At 57.6% G+C, this 17,570-nt stretch carries 18 protein-coding genes and 1 pseudogene; 7 read left to right on the top strand and 12 right to left on the bottom strand.

Annotation, left to right across the window (positions count from 1 at the left end; genetic code table 11):
- Nucleotides 1-74: 74 nt before the first annotated feature.
- From ACP7E0_RS09455 to ACP7E0_RS09440, 4 genes are read right to left on the bottom strand one after another with little or no spacing between them, the layout of a single operon-like run.
- Complete coding sequence (locus ACP7E0_RS09455) at nucleotides 75-1,754, bottom strand: dipeptide ABC transporter ATP-binding protein (RefSeq protein ID WP_426124472.1); 1,680 nt, start codon at nucleotides 1,752-1,754, stop codon at nucleotides 75-77.
- A complete protein-coding gene (locus ACP7E0_RS09450) occupies nucleotides 1,744-2,625 on the bottom strand; it encodes an ABC transporter permease (RefSeq protein ID WP_426124470.1) in 882 nt (293 codons plus the stop codon). Before ACP7E0_RS09450 ends, ACP7E0_RS09455 begins: the two co-directional genes overlap by 11 nt.
- Before the next feature lie 11 nt (nucleotides 2,626-2,636).
- Complete coding sequence (locus ACP7E0_RS09445) at nucleotides 2,637-3,608, bottom strand: ABC transporter permease (protein ID WP_426124469.1); 972 nt, start codon at nucleotides 3,606-3,608, stop codon at nucleotides 2,637-2,639.
- Between the two features lie 10 nt (nucleotides 3,609-3,618).
- Nucleotides 3,619-5,211, bottom strand: a complete 1,593-nt coding sequence (locus ACP7E0_RS09440; protein WP_426124467.1) for an ABC transporter substrate-binding protein — start codon at nucleotides 5,209-5,211, stop codon at nucleotides 3,619-3,621.
- 296 nt (nucleotides 5,212-5,507) lie between these two features.
- Between ACP7E0_RS09440 and ACP7E0_RS09435 the strand changes: the two genes are divergently transcribed.
- A complete protein-coding gene (locus tag ACP7E0_RS09435; RefSeq protein WP_426124465.1) occupies nucleotides 5,508-5,777 on the top strand; it encodes a helix-turn-helix domain-containing protein in 270 nt (89 codons plus the stop codon).
- A gap of 160 nt (nucleotides 5,778-5,937) precedes the next feature.
- On the opposite strand, the pseudogene ACP7E0_RS09430 reads toward ACP7E0_RS09435, so the two are convergent.
- Together ACP7E0_RS09430 and ACP7E0_RS09425 are read right to left on the bottom strand one after the other, a co-directional pair.
- Nucleotides 5,938-7,172: pseudogene (locus ACP7E0_RS09430) on the bottom strand (hypothetical protein).
- A gap of 178 nt (nucleotides 7,173-7,350) precedes the next feature.
- Entirely contained in the window at nucleotides 7,351-8,421 is a 1,071-nt protein-coding gene (locus tag ACP7E0_RS09425) for a class I SAM-dependent methyltransferase (protein WP_426124464.1), read from the bottom strand.
- A 457-nt stretch (nucleotides 8,422-8,878) separates the two neighbouring features.
- On the opposite strand from ACP7E0_RS09425, the gene ACP7E0_RS09420 reads away from it, so the two are divergent.
- From ACP7E0_RS09420 to ACP7E0_RS09410, 3 genes are all read left to right on the top strand, one after another.
- The gene (locus tag ACP7E0_RS09420; protein WP_426124462.1) at nucleotides 8,879-10,093 is read left to right on the top strand and encodes an MFS transporter; all 1,215 of its coding nucleotides are present in this window, start codon (nucleotides 8,879-8,881) and stop codon (nucleotides 10,091-10,093) included.
- Nucleotides 10,094-10,228: 135 nt separating this feature from the next.
- The gene (locus ACP7E0_RS09415) at nucleotides 10,229-10,675 is read left to right on the top strand and encodes a PRC-barrel domain-containing protein (protein WP_426124461.1); all 447 of its coding nucleotides are present in this window, start codon (nucleotides 10,229-10,231) and stop codon (nucleotides 10,673-10,675) included.
- A 221-nt stretch (nucleotides 10,676-10,896) separates the two neighbouring features.
- Entirely contained in the window at nucleotides 10,897-11,319 is a 423-nt protein-coding gene (locus ACP7E0_RS09410) for an MgtC/SapB family protein (protein ID WP_426124550.1), read from the top strand.
- Nucleotides 11,320-11,367: 48 nt separating this feature from the next.
- Here the strand turns inward: ACP7E0_RS09410 and ACP7E0_RS09405 are convergent, their stop codons facing one another.
- The 3 genes from ACP7E0_RS09405 to ACP7E0_RS09395 form a co-directional block, all read right to left on the bottom strand.
- The gene (locus tag ACP7E0_RS09405; protein WP_426124460.1) at nucleotides 11,368-11,871 is read right to left on the bottom strand and encodes a hypothetical protein; all 504 of its coding nucleotides are present in this window, start codon (nucleotides 11,869-11,871) and stop codon (nucleotides 11,368-11,370) included.
- Between the two features lie 102 nt (nucleotides 11,872-11,973).
- Complete coding sequence (locus ACP7E0_RS09400; protein ID WP_426124459.1) at nucleotides 11,974-12,312, bottom strand: hypothetical protein; 339 nt, start codon at nucleotides 12,310-12,312, stop codon at nucleotides 11,974-11,976.
- Between the two features lie 517 nt (nucleotides 12,313-12,829).
- Nucleotides 12,830-13,141, bottom strand: a complete 312-nt coding sequence (locus tag ACP7E0_RS09395) for a DUF982 domain-containing protein (protein ID WP_426124457.1) — start codon at nucleotides 13,139-13,141, stop codon at nucleotides 12,830-12,832.
- A 358-nt stretch (nucleotides 13,142-13,499) separates the two neighbouring features.
- Between ACP7E0_RS09395 and ACP7E0_RS09390 the strand changes: the two genes are divergently transcribed.
- Nucleotides 13,500-13,700 carry a CsbD family protein gene (locus ACP7E0_RS09390; RefSeq protein ID WP_113246398.1) on the top strand — a complete coding sequence of 67 codons (201 nt, stop codon included), beginning with the start codon at nucleotides 13,500-13,502 and terminating at the stop codon, nucleotides 13,698-13,700.
- A gap of 898 nt (nucleotides 13,701-14,598) precedes the next feature.
- Here the strand turns inward: ACP7E0_RS09390 and ACP7E0_RS09385 are convergent.
- Complete coding sequence (locus ACP7E0_RS09385) at nucleotides 14,599-14,862, bottom strand: hypothetical protein (protein WP_426124455.1); 264 nt, start codon at nucleotides 14,860-14,862, stop codon at nucleotides 14,599-14,601.
- Between the two features lie 586 nt (nucleotides 14,863-15,448).
- Here ACP7E0_RS09385 and ACP7E0_RS09380 point away from each other — a divergent pair.
- Complete coding sequence (locus tag ACP7E0_RS09380; protein ID WP_426124454.1) at nucleotides 15,449-15,658, top strand: hypothetical protein; 210 nt, start codon at nucleotides 15,449-15,451, stop codon at nucleotides 15,656-15,658.
- Nucleotides 15,659-15,752: 94 nt separating this feature from the next.
- Here the strand turns inward: ACP7E0_RS09380 and ACP7E0_RS09375 are convergent, their stop codons facing one another.
- Complete coding sequence (locus ACP7E0_RS09375; protein WP_426124548.1) at nucleotides 15,753-16,148, bottom strand: phage major capsid protein; 396 nt, start codon at nucleotides 16,146-16,148, stop codon at nucleotides 15,753-15,755.
- Between the two features lie 524 nt (nucleotides 16,149-16,672).
- Here ACP7E0_RS09375 and ACP7E0_RS09370 point away from each other — a divergent pair.
- Entirely contained in the window at nucleotides 16,673-17,122 is a 450-nt protein-coding gene (locus ACP7E0_RS09370) for a hypothetical protein (RefSeq protein WP_426124453.1), read from the top strand.
- A gap of 16 nt (nucleotides 17,123-17,138) precedes the next feature.
- On the opposite strand, the gene ACP7E0_RS09365 is transcribed toward ACP7E0_RS09370, so the two are convergent.
- A complete protein-coding gene (locus ACP7E0_RS09365) occupies nucleotides 17,139-17,402 on the bottom strand; it encodes a DUF982 domain-containing protein (RefSeq protein ID WP_426124451.1) in 264 nt (87 codons plus the stop codon).
- Nucleotides 17,403-17,570 lie beyond the last annotated feature (168 nt).

Raw genomic sequence — 17,570 nt, 5'->3', positions numbered from 1 at the left:
GCCGCGCGAATATGGATGAATTGAGTGAATTCCCGACGGGCGTAACCTTCGGCAATTTGCAACGCTGGCCGCCGTCAGTGCGTAAATCGCCTGGGGCGGGCATCGATCAGGCTTCGTGTGTATGGGTTTTGCGAATGTGTGAAGATGAACTCCGACGAGCCCGCGTCTTCGACCCTGCCGTCCTTGAAAATGTAGATCGAACTGCAGAGCTCCTGCACGAGGGCCAGATCGTGAGAGATGAAGAGCATTGAAATGCCCTGTTCCGCCACGTTTTCCCTCAAAAGTTGGACAATCTCTGCCTGTACGGACACGTCAAGGGCTGAGGTGGGTTCGTCGGCAACGATGATGTTCGGGCCTGCGAGAAGTGCGCGCGCGATGCATATTCGCTGCTTCTGTCCGCCGGAGAGTTGATGGGGATAACGGGGGAGGAGGCTTCGCGCCAACCCGAGCCGATCCATCATTATCGCCACAACCGACAATTCGTCCTGCGTGATGGTTGCGCTGAACCGGACACTTTCTCGCAAGGTCTCACTGATCGACATTCGCGGGTTCAATGACATCGCCGGGTCCTGGAAAATCATCTGGACCTTTCCGAGCAGGCCGCTGCGCGACCCGGACCGCGAAGGATCGAAACGGGTGTCATTGATCTCGATCGTTCCCTCGCCAGCGGTTTCCAAACCCGCGATGATTCTCCCGATCGTGCTCTTGCCGCTGCCACTTTCGCCAACAATCCCGGTGATCATTCCACGACCCAATTGAACGCAAACATCTTGCAATGCGGGTGTCGGGGTCTTCTTGCGCAGCAGCGCGAACCCGCGACCGGAAAAGCACTTCGTTATTCCCCGTGCGACGAGGATTGGCCTCCTGCCGGATTTCGCAGAACCAATGTGAGGGGGCGGATCGTTCAGGTTTTCGGTGAGTTCGCTCCTCTCCTCGGTGCCGGACACCCGCAGTCTGGGAACCGCGGCGAGGAGGCTTCGGGTATATTTCCGTTGAGGTGCGTCCAGGAGCGATGATGTAGACCCCTGCTCGACGATCTCCCCATGTCTCATGACGATCACCCTGTCCGTGATTTCCGAGACGACGCCCATGTCGTGGGTCACGAGGATGATCGATACATTGGTTTCCTCCACGAGTTCGCGGAGGAGGTCGAGGATTTGCTTTTGAACGGTTGCGTCGAGCGCGGAGGTCGGCTCATCGGCGATGATAATATCGGGTCTGCCGGCAAGCGCGATGGCAATGACGGCACGCTGGCGCTGCCCTCCGGAAAATTGATGAGGGTAATGGTGATATCGTTGGTGAACGCTCGGAATGCCGACGCGGGTGAGTAATTGGACGGCGTGGTCGCGTGCTTGGCGACGTGAAATGGTGTCGTTGGTGGCCAGGATCGTTTCCTCAAGTTGCGGACCGATGGCCATCAGCGGATCGAGCGATGCGGTATGATCCCGGAAAATCGCTGATATCCTGCGCCCTCGGATCGTGTCCCATTCGCGCTCGTTGTCACCGTCGAGCGGTTTGCCATCGAAGAGGATGGTGCCGGTCGTCCGTTCGAAATCGGGTGAGAGCAGGCCGAGGATGGCATTGGCGAGGGAAGACTTTCCCGCTCCGGATTCGCCGATGAGTCCAAGGATTTCACCGCGCTGAAGGCTGAGGCTGACATCGCGTAGGATCGGGGTGCAGCCGGTCGTTGCGCGATGCATCAAAGTTAGATTTCTCACCACCAGCAAGGGGGCTTGTGGGCTATCATGCTTCATGGGGTCGGCTCCTTGGATCCAGGCTGCGTCGGACGCCCTCGCCGACGAAATTGATGCTTGCGATGAGGCCGAACAGGGCGAGGCCGGGGAACAGGCTGATCCAGTATTGACCAGTCATCAGGTACTGGAAGCCGTTTGCTACAGTGGAGCCAAGCGAAGGCTTGTCGATTGGTACGCCCAGCCCTAGAAACGACAGGGTTGCCTCGAGCGCCACGGCATGGCCCAATTCTATCGGGATCAAGGTAATGGCCGGCGCGATGCTGTTGGGAAGCAGGTGCCGAAAGATGACCCTTTTCGTGGGTAGCCGCAGGAGGCGAGCTGCATCCAGATAGGGCTTGCCGATTTCGCTAAGCGCGACGCCTCGAATGACCCTGGCGTAGGTTGCCCACTGCACGATGATGATCGCCAGTATGATGCGATCGATCCCCGGTCCGAGTGTGACAATGGCAATCAGGGCCACCAGTATGGTTGGCAGGCTGAGCTGGAGGTCGACGATCCGCATGATGACGACATCGACCCACCTGCCGAAATACGCTGCACTGACCCCTGCGGTAAGTCCGATCAGCGCAGCGATGACGGTGCTGGTAATGGAGACGACGAGGCTGATGCGCAGGCCGTAGAGTATGGTGCTCAGTATATCGCGCCCGAGACCGTCAGTCCCGAGCAGATAAAAGTACCCGGCACCTCCCATTGTCCCGGGAGGCGACGATGCTTCCCATCCATAGATCTGTAATGGATCGTAAGGATTTTGGGGTGCGATGAATGGAGCTGCCAACGCCAGCAGAACGTAGGCGGCAAGCAGTAGTCCGGGTAGGCTAATGCTCACTCCCCTGTGGCGCTTCCAAAGCGAACGGATAGTTTTGGCGTTCATAGAATTTCCTTTCATGTGGAAAGGCGCACGCGCGGATCGAGCATGGCGTAGAGCAGGTCGACGAGCGCATTGAGCCCGACGAAGGCGAGGGAAACGAAGGTCAAGGTTGCCATCACGACTGGGCGGTCGAGCAGTTGGATGGAGTCGATCAGCAGCTTGCCTATTCCCGGCCACGCGAAGATGGATTCCACCACGACAGCGAAGGCAAGCATTCCACCGAACTGCATCCCGACGATCGTGACGATGGGAATACTGATATTCGGCAGGGTATGCCGAAACAGGATGCGCCTCGGTGAGAGGCCTTTTGCCCGGCAGAACCGAACGAAATCCTGGCTTTCCACCTCGATCGTTCCCGCCCGTGCAAGCCGCGCGATAAGCGCTATATTCGGAATGGCAAGCGCCAGTGCGGGCAGTGTCAGCCGCCGCAGGCCCTCCGGCGTCAGGAAACTCCATTCCTGTCCGCCGAGCGAGAAAGTTGGCCCGCGACCGCCTGACGGAAACCAGCCTAAAGTGATTGCGCCGACCAGGATGAGCACCATGCTCAGCCAGAATGACGGGATGCTGAGTGCAAAGACGCTCGCCTTGAGAAGGGCGCGGTCAATTGTTCCGCCCTGTCTTCGGCCTGCCAGCAACCCAAGCAAGGTTCCGCACGGAGCTGCGATCAACATGGCCATCGAGGCCAGCTCCAGCGTCGCAGGCAGCTTGCTCATCACCAGACCGAAGGCTGGCAGGTGGTAGATGTACGACGTTCCGAAATTTCCGGTGACGACATTACCCATGAAGAGAAAATACTGTCGCCAGAGCGGTTGATCCAAGCCCAGCGCGATCGTTGCGTTGCGAATATCTTCGGCGGTGGCTGTTTCAATATTGACGATATTGTAGACAGGGTTGCCGACGCTGTGGATGCCGACAAACCCGATCACCGACATGACGAGGAGGAGGAGGGCGGCTTGTGAAAGCCTTCCAACGATGGTGGTCATCATGGACGTGCCCTCACTCTTCCGAGGGAACGGCCTGCATGGCCGTCGTCCATCCGCGCGGATGCACCGCGTAGGAACCCACCTTTTGCCCATGCCCGACGATCAGGTGGAAATGATAGAGAGGAAGCATCGGATAGTCGGCCATGGCCAGTTCCGTTGCGCGGGCGATTGCCGCGCTCCGATCCGGACCGTCCCCCATGGACATGGCCTTCTCCAACATCGCGTCAAAAGTCTGGTTCTGGTATTTTCCATAGTTGAGTGACCCGGCCCCGGATTTAGCATCCGGAGAGCCTAGAACCGCTCCGAGGCAGAAGGTCACGGCCTCGCCGGAGCAGCCGCCGTACCACACAGGGTAGGCGCCATCTGATCTTTGCGTGGCGAAGACCGAAAACGGCGCAACGACCGGTTGCGCGCTAACACCTATTCTCGCCCAGTTCTGCGCGATGGACTGCAAGGATTCGCTGTCGCCGGGATATCGGCCGGCGGGCCCGGCGAGCACGACCTTGAAACCGTCTGGGAAACCTGCTTCTGCGAGGAGGGCTTTTGCCCCCTCATAGTCCGGGGGTGCCACCTTGAGATTTGCCGACGTTCCTGACAAACCGGTCGGGAAGAGCTGCGCTGCAGGCGTTCCGTAGCCGAGGAGGATCTTGTCGGCGAGGAAGGGACGGTCCGTCGCCATCGTCAGGGCGTGACGCACCCGCTTGTCCCGGAAGGGGTTGTGAATTGCCTTCCCCGATTTGTCGGTTAACCCGGGCGGCTCGTCCCGGCCTATATCGAACTGCAGGAAATTGGACCGGGCAGCGCTGGTGCTTTCGACCGCCAACCCGCGGTGCTCAAGCCCTTCGACGTCGCGCGCAGGAATATAATCCGCGAGATCGACATCACCCGTCGTCAGCGCGGCGACACGCGCTGCGGGGCTTTCGATGACTTGGAAAGCGACCTCCGACCAGGCAGGTGCGCCGCCCCAATAGGCTTCGTTCCGCGTCAGACTGAGAAGTTCACCCGATTGCCAGTTCTGAAATTTGTAGGGTCCGGTCCCAACGGACTGCTTTCCAGAGTTGACATCCTGCGTGGTCGCAAAAGCCTCCGGCTTGTGCGCCATGATGAAGATGGAGGTCATTGAAAGCGGGAGCGTCGGGACATCGCTGCTCGTCTCGATGACCACAGTCATTGGATCAGGCGCCGTGACGGATTTGATCGCCTGCGTATATGTCTGGAACCCCCCGCTCGGCGGCTTCAGGAAGTCCCGGACGCGCTCGATCGAGTAGATGACGTCCTTTGCGGTGAAGGGCGAGCCGTCATGGAAGCGGACGCCGTCGCGCAGCTTGAATTCCCATTGCGTCGTTGACAGGCGTCTCCAGGAAGTTGCAAGGCCTGGCTGAGGGCTCAACTGCCGGTCCTGAACCACGAGACGTTCGTAGATATGGGATAGCAGCGAGTTGTTCTCATTGAGATCCGCGTAGTGTGGATCGAGCGTCATCAGCTTTAGCTGTGTCCCGATGCGCAGATCCTCCGCCATGGCCGAGGTCCCGGGAAACCCCGCCGTCACCGTGGTGGCAACAGCCGCGGCGAGCAGCGTTGAGCGGATTTGATACAGTAGTGTCATTACGATGTTCCCTCCTGGATTTTTTTTGGTGACCACGCCGCGACGACTATTCGCCGCGCAAGCCTTAGCCGGCGCGAAGCGATAGATTCGTCCCACGAAAGGGCAGGTCCGCCGCGCTCGCAAGTCGGGAGAAGTTTGTATGGATGATGCAGACAAAGATCTGCTATTCTCAGAATCAGCCATGATCCGAGCTCCTGACAGCTTGATTGTGGTCAGGCCTCATCCAGTGCTCGAACACTGGGTGCGGCCGCCTAAACACGAATTCAGGCAAATCACGTCTATCAAATAATCTTCAGATGATCAAATTGAAATCACATGATAACAAAGAAATCACCGGCGCCCAGATACGAGCCGCACGTGCTTTGCTTCGATGGAGTGCGAAGGACCTCGCGCGAGAAGCAGGGGTCGGAGTCGCCACCATAAGTCGGGCAGAGGTAGAAGAAGGTCACACCACTTTAACGACTGCGAATTTAAAGGCGATCCAAATGGCCTTGGAAAACGCCGGGATAGAGTTCATTCCTGGGAATGGTGGTGGGGTGGGTGTTCGGTTCAGGGACTCGAAATAGCGGACCGATGACTTCCGTTCTCGGGCAATGCCGCGAGCCAGCCTTAAGCTATCGTTCCACCGCTAGCTCTTCGAGAAATCAAGCGGCTATGAGCTTCTTTGCCGAGTCTTACCCGGACCGATGACAGCGAGGAGCAGAGCAACGACTCGTCCCTCCGAGTTCAGGCGCCCGACCACCGCCACTCATCGGACGCGCGAGTGATCGCACTGGCGGCGATGTACCCTGACAGCTCCGCCCAGATCGGATCCGCCGTAAAGTTGGCAAGATCGCCACTGGCTTGTACCAACGGCATCTCCGCGTAACTTGCTAACAGGGGCAACACGCCCCGAGCACGCTCGAGCTCCTGAAATGGATAGCCGCCGGATGGTCTCAGGACGCGATGCCCCCATAGTCCGGGTCGATCGTCTTCCCTGAGTGCTTTCAGGAGACTGAGATCGCCTGATCGTTCAATGCCTATCGACGCCAGATACCGCATCAGCGGAAAATAGACCGTCTGGCGGCATCCCCCGAGCACCCGCACGCCCGGTAGGATCGAGGTTACCAGAAACGCCATGAACAAGTTGGGCAGGATCGCGCGCTGGCGAAGAGCCGCCGCAAGACTGCCGGGGCTGAATCCAACTTCGAAGCTTGTTGAGGACCGATCAGTTCGCAGCAAGCCAGCTTGCAGGCGCAACGGGACAACTCTGTTTTTTCGAGGCGCCAGAAGAAGTCGGTCGTTCGGCGGACCCAGCCTCCCCAGGGGCCAGCGTTCAGGCGGTCGATCTCACTCAATATAGATTCGGCGATGGCGCCGTCGCCAATCATATGCGCCGATATCCATGATCCCTCATCGCTCAGATGGTCCGCAATCAGGTCAGCAACGTCGAAATCATCGAGTTGAAGCAGCTTTACCGACGTGGGGAACTCGCGGCGCCAGAGAGCATAATTGGCCATCCTAATCGCTTCGGCTGCGGTCGGAAACGCAACGGACGGCAGTTCTTCAAAGAGACGGGCAGCAGAGGCATTCGGTGCGGCCTCGCCTCTCGAATTCGAAAGTGCGAAACGGTAGGGCCCGTTGGAGCACCCAATACTGCCGTCCATTCGGCTTCGCGGAAGGCCGAAGAGGTTGAGCGGCTCACCTTCAAGCTGAAGCCAGCCTGGCCCCTTTTTTGCCTTTTCCTTGAACGCCGACGTCGAGACAAAGTAGGTGAAGTGCCATTGCCGGCCATGGGCCATCAAACCGAGCAGGCTGAACAAATGTGTGTAAAAGGCGTCGGGTTCGACCACCAGCAGACAGTGCGGGCCGGTCTGCAGCACAGGCGATGCAAATATCTCAAGCCCAGCGCTTCGAGCCTCCTCATCGTCATAGCCCGACCCGCGCGCTGCTCTTTCGATGCAATTGCGCAGGAGATCGATTGCATGGTCCCGCGTAGCGCTACCGGACTGATGATGTTTGACATCATATACGGTCGACGCATATGCGCGTAGCGGTCGCGCCCAGTAGGGGGCAAGATGCGGCATCAGGTAGGACAAAGAACGTCGCACATCGGCCGCGCTAGAGTGCTCGTACTCAGGCGACGGACCCGTGTTCATTTCATGACGCCGCAGGTCGTTTTGGAGCCAGCGCGGTCATCGTCTTAGCCTTGCGCCACGAGAGAGCAGCGGCGACGGGGTCCGATTCCGTATCGATAAGCGCAGTCGGGAGCTTCTCGTAGCAATAGGCGGGAGGGATCGCCGGCTTGACCATCAACGATACGAACTCAAGGATTGACGCCCGGGAATTCGATGAGACGATCGTGTAGAAATTGCCGCTGTTCCAGGTCAGCGCGCAGTAGCGGAAAAACAACCCGAGGGCCGACACCGTGGTTTTCAGATCGACTTGGCAATTTGTCATCGTGCTGAGGATCTCATCGTTCTTCTCGGAGATCTGACCCGTGGTGAAGTACCGGCTCTTGAACAATTCATCCTTCTGGCGCTCGCGCTCCTCATAGGCGTCCTGGTCTTCATTCGCGAGTTTTTGGACCTGCACGAGGATACCGCCGTGCCGAATGCGGGGTGCGATGAACGCCAGTTGCTGCGCTCTATCCCGATCGTACATCTGAAACGTCGTGTCCTCGACCAGGACGTCGAATCCATCGCAGAATGGCAAAAGATCCGCATCCGCTGCGTAGCGATTGCTGTCCAGGTCGAAGAACGGCCCAAGAAAGAAATGGGCGTGTTCGCTTCCCCGTTTGGCGAGAAATGCCTCCCGATTGGCGGGCGTCGGACTGCAGGCAAGCGTCTTGATCCGTCCGTCGCCAAGCGCCGCGACAGAGCGTGCGAGGCAGCCCGTCCCAGCGCCCAAGGTATAAACGGTTGCCGGCAAGCCGGTCCGGGCCCAGGCTTGTAGCGAGAAAGTAAAAATGGCGGCGCCGAGACGGCAAGTCTCTTCAAGCCTATAAGGAATGCTAGCACGATAGTGGCTATCGAAGTTCCCGAAAAGGCGTGTGTGCGTGTCACCATAGGCAGCACAGTCGAGATCGAAATCGAGTAGACTAAGATCCGGTTCAGGTCGCGCAAGATCCGGGGCCCCTCCCTGTCCGCTCGCAGTTCTTTCGAAGAAGGTGGAGAAAGTTGTCAGCCGCGGGGCGTTACGCCAGCGTTCGATTATTTGCGGGTCAACCATAATAGCGTCCTCCATAAGCGGCGGTTGGCTCGGTTCATCCGACGTTTATCTGGATGCTTTGTAGATGCCGCCGGCACCTGCCGTTCGCAAGATGGGCGCAGCCGAGTGTTCCGACAATCTGGTGATTTTGGCAGCTTGACCCGCCCGAGGAGCGACGTACGAGATAGGGTAAAGGGCGGCCAAGAGTGCGACCGCCACTCAAGATACTGAACGGACTCGCGGTTTGACTTAACAACTGTGTGGTGACCGGTAGAGGCGCCGAGGCCTCGCCTTGCCAGCGGCAGACATAGCCGCGGGCAGGAGTTTTCTGTTCCGCAGGATCGACGATGCCGCAAGACGGATACCTGCGTCACTGTTCAAGTGCAAACCAAAAGGTATGTGAATCCTCTCAGTTGGGGCGCCCTGGCTGCTACGGGCAGTGCTCCCGCAACGCACTGCAAGGAAGGTGAGGGGCGAGATGGGCAAAGAGCAAACCAACCCGCATGCTGCCTTGTTTCTTGTTATCGGGGCGGGCCTCGTAACTATCGCCCGAGCGATGACCTTGTCGTTTCTCGCAATAAAACTACAGCAGACCTTCGGCCTCGGCCCGGCCACGATCGGCTTTTTGTTGGGCCTCGGTCTTTTGATTGGAGCCGTGGCAGCGCCTTTCGCAGGATCGGTCTCGGACAGAGTTGGACGCAGGATTGTACTCACGCTAACCTTGGTTTCGATGGCGTTCGCCATGATCGGCATGGGGCTAGCCGAAACGGTGTTTGCGTTTTGCCTCGCGCAAAGCGCGGCCTCTGTCGCGATCTCGGTTTACGGACCGATTTCGCGCGCGCTCATGAGCGACATTTGCGCCGAACCCGATCGACTTAAGTACTTCTCTTGGCGATATACCGCATCGAATGTCGGATGGGCCGTCGGTCCGTTGATCGGTGTTTTGGCTGGCATTGCCTCGACCGGCCTCTTCATAGCCGCCGGTGCGCTGTACGCGACGCTCGCAATCGGCTTGCAGCTTTTGAGGCTCCCGCGACGTGAACACGCCGACTGTCAAGCCTCGAAGCAAGCCTCTTTGATCGAAAGCGTTATCGTCGCGATGCATGACCGCCAATTGGCCTTCTTCATTAGCGGCAGCACGTTGCTGATTGCCGTGTATGGTCAATGGACCGCCACGCTGGCTCCCTACGTCACGCAAAATATAGCGAGCGGCGTAGAAATCTTCGCCTATCTCGTCTCGATAAACGGTGTCGTTGTCTTGACCGGGAACCCGCTCGCGCGGCGGTTCATTGAACGCGCTGGCCCCTTGCGCGCGCTTTTGGTCGGCTGCGTTCTCCTTGGCTTTGGCCAGGTTGGTTTCCTGGTGTCCACAGGATTGCCGGGGTTCGCGGTTTCGATGGTCATCTTCACGGCGGGCGAGATCCTCGTCGTTCCTTCAGAATACACAATGGTTGATCGTATCTCGCCTGCGCAAAACCGGGGAAGCTATTTCGGTGCCCATTCGCTCTCGACCGTCGGCGGATTCCTTGGCCCGACCATAGGCGGCGTGACACTCGGCGTTTTTGGCGGCCCCGCAATGTTCATCCTGTTCGCAGGGGCTGCAGCCCTCGGCGCATTGTGCTTTACGTTGGGCGCGCAGATTCAGCCGCAAGGTTGTAAGAGCCGCAACGTATTCACATCGCGGGAAAGATAAGGTGACGGCAGAGACGACGGAAGGCTGACTGGTTTTGTAGCGACGTCCGGGAACCAATTGTCTTGCTGTGTGTTTAACGCCGCCGGACGGTTGGTAGCTCTCCTGCCGGCCTCATTCACTTTCAGGAGCTATTATATGAACCATCGCCCGATCGTTGCCACTCTCATTTTTTCTCTCCTATCAGGCGCCGCCTTTGCGCAAACTGCTGCGGCGACTGGAGCTGATGCCGCACTTACCGGGCCTGGCATCACGATGGGCACTACCGCCAACATCCCGCTTAAGTATGTGAACATCCAAGACACAGACCTGATGACCTCCAGGCTGATCGGTATCGATATCTACAACAAGCAGAATGAGGCAATCGGTGAAATTTCCGATGTCGTGATCGAGGACGGAAAGTCCGTCATCGGAATTGTCGCAAGTGTTGGTGGCTTTCTCAACATCGGTGAAAGCTATGTCGTTCTCGATCCGGCGTCAGTTGCCCTTGCCGAAGTCGACGGCACATGGAAGGCATATGTGGACACGACGAAGGATGATCTGTCGAACGCACCCAAGCTCGACTATTCGAAGATGAAGAAGTAGCTGGAAGGGGTGGGCTTTCGGGCTCACCCCCTCCATTGGAGCATACTTAAGCATCAGGGATGAGGCCTTGCACGTTGCGTAACGAGCAGACTCAGCGCAGGGATTCCAAACTTCTATTCGTAAGAAGAATCCATGATCGACCGGATTTTCGCAATCGGCCAGGCCTTTAACGTGCGTCGCATCTCTGCGCCCTCGTCGTTGCCTACCTCCTCGCGCTTCCCATCGGCTGGGATCGAGAAAAGAGCGAAAGGAGCGCCGGGCTGCGGACTTGCCAACTCGTCGCGATTGCAAGCTGCGGGTTTATCCAGGCGGCAGAAAACTTGACGGCAGGAAGTCCGGAAGCCACTGCGCGTATCGTCGAAGGGTTAATCACGGGAACGGGCTTCATCGGCGGTGGCGCGATACTGGTGGTGAGCAAGAGTGTCAGAGGAACTGCAACAGCCGCCAGTCTTTGGGCCACGGGAGCGGTTGGGACCGCTGTCGGGCTGCAACCCTACGATATCACACTTGTCTTATCGATCATGACGTTCCTCACCCTGCGTCTGATGAATTTCCAACTGTCCGATGATCCGGCTGAAATAGTTCCCGGCAGTCGTGAGCCTGGCGATGTCCTTAAAACTAAAGGAACATCCGATCGCCTCTGATTGCTGACAGCATTCAGAGCGCCAAATGGATTTTTTTCCAATTTCCCGCTACCGCGTCAACCGAATATCACTGGTTACGATGAGGCGGCCACTTTTCAGGTCTTTGTCGACCGTTTTCAATCTCAGTCCTTTGGCCCCGATCCTTTCGAGCGTCATTTGAGCCGTTCGGTCGCCATTGATCTCCCGGCTCCAATGGACGATGAAGTTGATCGAATTGGCGGTGCGCGAGCCTGAGAGACGGGAAGGGCGGCCGGACGGCCCAATGTAGGTCCCGCTATATTTTGTGCCGTTGGCCCTGATGTCGGCCGAGACAGCCCGCCTAACCACCACCAGTCCGCGGCACTGACCCTCCATCACAAGCGATGGGCCACGGGCCTTGCTATCGAACCTGCATGTAACGTTGAGCGGTCGCGACCCGATTTTTGTTGTCACGGAACCATTGCCTGACCATTTTCCCCCAATCGACTTCAGAAACCCTGCTTCGTCCGCTGAGGCGGGCTTTAAAAAGAGCATGAGCGTTAGCCCGACGGCGCCTATAAGGGAAATTTTCATGTGGTCTACTCCGGTATTATGGGTCTGGTCCCCGACAATGTTGCATGAGCTAAACGGTTCCTGAGGCATTCCCCTCAGCGATACCTTAACGCCACGATGGTGCTATTTGGCCGTGAAGAACGTCAGCAGGACTTTGCCTTTCTCTCCAATAAGGCAAACAAAGCGGTCAGCCTTTCCAGCGACACCCTTTCGTTCGATATAAGCTTCACCCAGAATGACTGTCTTGACGGCGACATCCTCTACCTTGGTATCAGCCGCACTGACCGCGAGGCTTTCAGCGTCGAAAACAAGCCCGGTGATTTCTGATGACTGTCCCTGAAGGGCGACAAGCGCCGTCGACTTGCAAGCAGTGACTGCTGGATCTTCCGAAGTCTGAGCCGAGACTGGACCCGCGAACAAAAGAGACGACATCGCCAACATTAGATATCGATTGAATGTCATGATAATTACCCTAACTGCCCTGAGGATATTGGCGGGACAGGTCCGCGAGAGTGAACGCTCACGGACGCATCCGGTTCCATGCTGCCTCACCGGCAAGGCATTCGGTTGGAGTGCCGAAGGCAGCACAGGAACGGGAACACTGGTATCGAAACTTTCAGTATCCTGCGGCGTTGCCGCAATCTGCAACCCTGCCGCTATAGGCGGACAGCGCAAGGTCCGGTTTGAGCGCAATCCACTGCCTGCAATATTGGAAGTCTGGCGGCTCGCAGCATCGTCAGTTCCTGATTGCTGGACTTGAACGCGGATTCGTCGCGCTGTGACGACAGGTGATAAGCCTCGCCGTCCGCAAGTCATGTAGGTTTCCCCCGTCGCTCGATCCTCATGGCGATGGGGCTTCTACGAGGCGGCTAAAGGGAGCCGTCATCCTCACGGGTGGCGGCCATTTACCGGGGATGTATCATCACCTCAAAAAACGCCGCGGCGTTTAGGAGACTACTACCGCGGGTGGGCTCTGGCTCTATCCGGGTTCAATATTGCCAAAAGTTGGGGCCGGTTTGCGGGTTTCGTGGGCCAGGACGTCGGCTTCTTCTGCTGCCGCGACGAATGCGACTCTAACCGTGTCACACTGCACTCTGCCTCCCAGTGCCGCCATGCAAAGATGGCGCGCCCTCTCATACTGCTCGCCACCAACTTTAGGCCATCGCTGCGCGAGGCAATTGAGCGCTTGCAATGGAGTTTCAATCTTCTCTGGAAAGCCGAAACGGAGTTGGACAAGGACCGGCTCGTTCCAGCTTACGTCACTGCAGTTTTCGGGTTTGATTACGAGCATTTGTTTTCTCCTCCTAAGGACTAATCCAAAGTGAGAAAAAAACGCGAAAGGAGCATTTTAGTTCCTGTGAATATGCAGGATTTTCGCCTGCAATCGCCAGCTGTCGGGGCGATCACTGGCCTGCTATCCAGCCAGTTAACTAGCAACGGACGCTACCGGCGCTGAAGGGGCTTTCGCAGCCGGTCCGGTTCAGCGCGATGGGGGAACTATTGAGTTCCGTCCGGAGATGTTAGGCATCATGAAATCTCGACGTGCCCTCGAACGGTCAGTGCGCAGCCGTCGTTTCCTAAGATTATATCGAACAAATTCCTCGATCGCGCGTTCCCTTTCCAGTGCCCACCCAACAAGGAGATCCCTAATGGATTGGAATCGCGTCGAAGGTAACTGGAAACAGTTCAAAGGAAACGTCAAAGAGCAGTGGGGTAAACTCACAGACGACGACCTCGATCAGATCGCAGGCAAGCGCGACCAGCTTGAAGGCAAGATCCAGGAACGGTACGGGATCGAAAAGGATCGAGTGAAGCGTGACGTTGACGACTGGTACAGCCAGCAGCCGTAAGCTGTAAATTTTCGAGTGTATAAAGCCTCACTGGAGCCGGCGCCTATCAGATAGGCGCCGCTCCGTTCACTGCCACCAATTTTTTGGGCGCAGTAAGTTTTCGGTCTAGCGCACTATCACAACGCAAACCGATATCAAGCGTCCATCCTTGATGGGGTGGCGCGTTTTTCCGTTTGCTATGAAATCCCCAGAACTTCGCCAATCTTCATTTTGATATAGTCCCGCAGACAGTTACGGCGCCAATTTTCGGGACGTGTCTTTCACGTAGCGCCACGCCCTATCTCAAATCGACCCAATGTGTCCGTGACCACGCGAGTAAGGCTGTGCACTGAGCAGGTTTCTGTGAATGGCACTTCGTCGTCTGGCTTTCGGTGACTCGCTAGAGCGGCGCCATCCTCCGTTGCCAGCTGACGTGCTAGGTTGACTTCCACGGGGCGTGAACATAAGAAGAACATATGAATCCACAAAGGCTGCCCTAGTGATAAAACGTTGAATGTCCGCTCCGATCCGGTTTCGGTACCGGAGCGAACCTGCGTTAAGCCAGGGTGTAGCCAATGGGGATGCTTCGGATTGCGACGTGGCCGCGGTACCTCAAGCTTCTGGTGTAACGAACACTTGCCGGTGGACTACTGGACTCCGAGCCCGGTTAACTGAATGCCCGTCACAACCAAACGAGATCAGCGTCGAGAATTTTTCGGACGCTGATGGATCAACGGCTCTCTGTCGGTTGGCATACCAATGGTCACCCAGGGCTCTCTCAGGACGCCTTCAAGGCAATGAGCCGAGAAAAGGTAATCGAACTGCTTCCCAACGACGTGCTGGTCCTCGCCTGTCTTACAGCAGCCCTCGCGAGCGGCGCTCTCGGTTCCGGCGGCCAAGGAGGAACAGAGCCACTAATTTATCTGAACAATCCGCGGAGCCAGCGAATGACCGGCCCGATAGGAGAGTAACCCAGCGGCTCGATGCCAATAGCGGAATATCCGGATTTCGTCAGATAGAAGTGTCGTGCTCCAGCGCGCTCGCTATAGCGGACATAGCCCATCTCGAGCGCGCGTAAAAGCATCGGCATCTGGTCACGGCGCCACTCGATTTCCGACGCCGGCACGTCCTCCGCGCCGGCATCATAAAGGGCCGTTAATAGGTTCTTGAGGTCGTCAGCCATGATGGGATTGTTAGCCGTTTCAAGCAATAAGTCTATACCGGCCGATCTTGGTGCCACCTGCTAAGTCAACCGGAACTTGATAACGGATCCATTAAGGTATGCTCGCTCCCTGGCACCGCAGCGGTGGCATCGTTTGCGGCATTAACAAGCCCAACGAGTGCGACCTTACTTGCAAAGATTTTCCCCAGTAGGCCCATCAATGGATACCGTGGTGGTGCGCGCTGCCCGCCGCCTTCATGTCAAGGGTTACTGCAGCGTAGCCGAGCGTGGGTAAGCCTGTGCGACAAAGCCCCTTTAAGTGCCCGTCACTCGATCCTACCAGGCGCACTCTCACAATCCGGTTTGTAGAAAGCAGCGGGCCTTGAGCTTTCTATGGCGCCTCAATCCCTATTCGTGGACTGATAAGGGGCCGGTCGGTTGGAAGATATTACAACGACCATATCCGCGATAGATACACCTCAAATCGTCGATGCTCTTCCACGTTGCATTCGGCGAGGCGCGATTTCAATAGTTCTTCAATTTGTGACTTTCGATTTCGACCCCGTGGCGGTATTCTCCAAGCGTAACTTCAACGGAGATCTTGTCGATGAAGAAGGTTCTCATTATTGCCGCCACAATCGGCCTTGCAGCCACTGCCGCTTTCGCCGAGTGCGACTATCACAAGGTCAACGCTCAAGCAGACGCGGACCGGTCGATGACGACCGCAAGCGTCACGGCTGACGAGCAGAAGATCGAAGATGTCGTGCTATTGAAGAAGACGGACAGCACGCCTGCGGATGCCGCGGTTACCGAGTAGGGTCGATATTTAATTTGGATGTGAGTGCGACCGACCGTCGATCTACATCCCTTCCAAACTTCTAGCGGGCCGGCGGGTATGCCGCGCGGACGGACTAACTGCGCGGCGTGCCCGCCGGCGTATGGCTGGCCATCATCCCACCAAACGGATACTGTTCGAACTCGCCGGTTGCGATGCTCTCAGCCCGATACACGGCCGAAGCCAAGCGCTCCTCCACGCGCGCAGTCGCCACGTTCTCGACCCCATCGGAATTCTCCATTGATATTTCGAACGTGACCTGCTGGCGGTCGAGCACTTCGGCAGCTGTAGCGAGCACCCGACGGGGAACTAGCCGGCATAGCGGTTTGTGGACGATTGGCAAGCGCCACCCACGGCTCTGACCACCCTCGATTGGCTGAACGATGAGGTAGTTTGCGACCGCGTCCTTAGTCAGTTCGAGGTCAGCCAGGTCGTCAGGATTCATGGTGATGCCTGTTTCGCGATATCCGATACGACGTACCTGCTGAATTGCATCGTATCGAGCATCACTTCATCGCGGGCGAGGCGCTGGTAATCTGGTGTCGCCATCACGAGAGGGTTTAGGCTATCGAGACTGTCCGCACGAACACAGGAAAGGGGCCCTATGTCTTTCCGAATTCCTGCCGGGCGCACAAGCCGATGTCTGAAAACGCAATGGACTATTTGCTCAACTCAACCGGCCGTTTACCATTCAAAGCATGTGCCGCATGGTTTTTGATCGACCTCCCCGACGATCATGAACGAGGCTTTCCCAGGTGACTTCTAGATTATCGATTTCATGCTGGCCCAACGGCACTACCCGCTGCTGTGGGGGCGGCCAGGGATGGCGCCCGTATCCCCGCTGGCCCAACGGCACTATCGGGGCTAGATGGAAGGGAATTCCATCAGGACTTCTCAGTTTTTTGACGTTGTTTTTACTGTGGTTTCGGCCGCCCGAGCGCCTCAAGCCAAACAAAAAGGTCCTGTGGGGCACGCCGGAGAAGACATCGAGAAGGCATGGAAAAGCAGCAGGCTGGGACGATGACCGCCAAGCAGGAGCACCGGATGAAGGTCAACGCCGCGAAGGCGCCCGGATGGGTTCGCAGTGTCGCCGCGGCGAAGTGCGATCCGGCCGGCGAGCATGCGTTGCGGCGCGATCACAAGCTGAGAACATTCGGGCCGGCGTCGGAATGTAAGCGTATCGACCCGACCGTGTACCTGCCCGCGAAAGCGGCGCAGGTGAGCTTTAACAAGATGGAAGAGCTCTCGCGTGAGCGATTTAGCTTAAATCCCTCAAAACGTCGCCGATGCTGGGCTCATCCGGATTTGGCTCCGGTTTGTCATTTGGCAGTCGGCCGGGGTCAGGCTCGTCATGCGGAACTGGGGGCAAGTCCGGCACATCGATCGGCTGAACCGGCGGTGTGGGGCCGGGCAGGTCGGGACCGGGATTTACGGGAAGCGTCATAGTCAGTCCTCCATGGTCTCAGTTTGCGCGGAGTTCTTGCTCTATCGTTGCGGCAACAAACGCCTGACGGGCCTGTTCTGGCGACATCTTTCCCTCCATGGCCAGACGACAGCAGCGAGCGGCATTTGCAGTAATCTTGTTGTTCGGGCCAACGATGTGCCGGCTCAGAATCTCGAAGCCCTGGAGCGGGCCGCAGACCTTCCTCTCGACGCCGCCACGAAGTCGGACGGTCACTGGCTGCCACTGAATCTCGGTTGGGTTGCAGATTTCATTCGGGTGCATTGTGCTCCTCCCAGAGTCTTGCTGGGCGCCAAACTCGCATCTCTGAATTTTGTTCCAACGGGGGCGGAATGACAGGCACCGCATCGACCATCTACAAGGTTAACCGGAATGCAACGTGCGCCTCATCGACGCAACCTACATAGCTCGGCCAGCCGCCGGCCGTTCGAG

This window comes from Pararhizobium sp. PWRC1-1 (genome assembly GCF_049897905.1).
GTDB lineage: Bacteria > Pseudomonadota > Alphaproteobacteria > Rhizobiales > Rhizobiaceae > Pararhizobium.
This window is presented reverse-complemented; position numbering and strand designations above follow the sequence as displayed.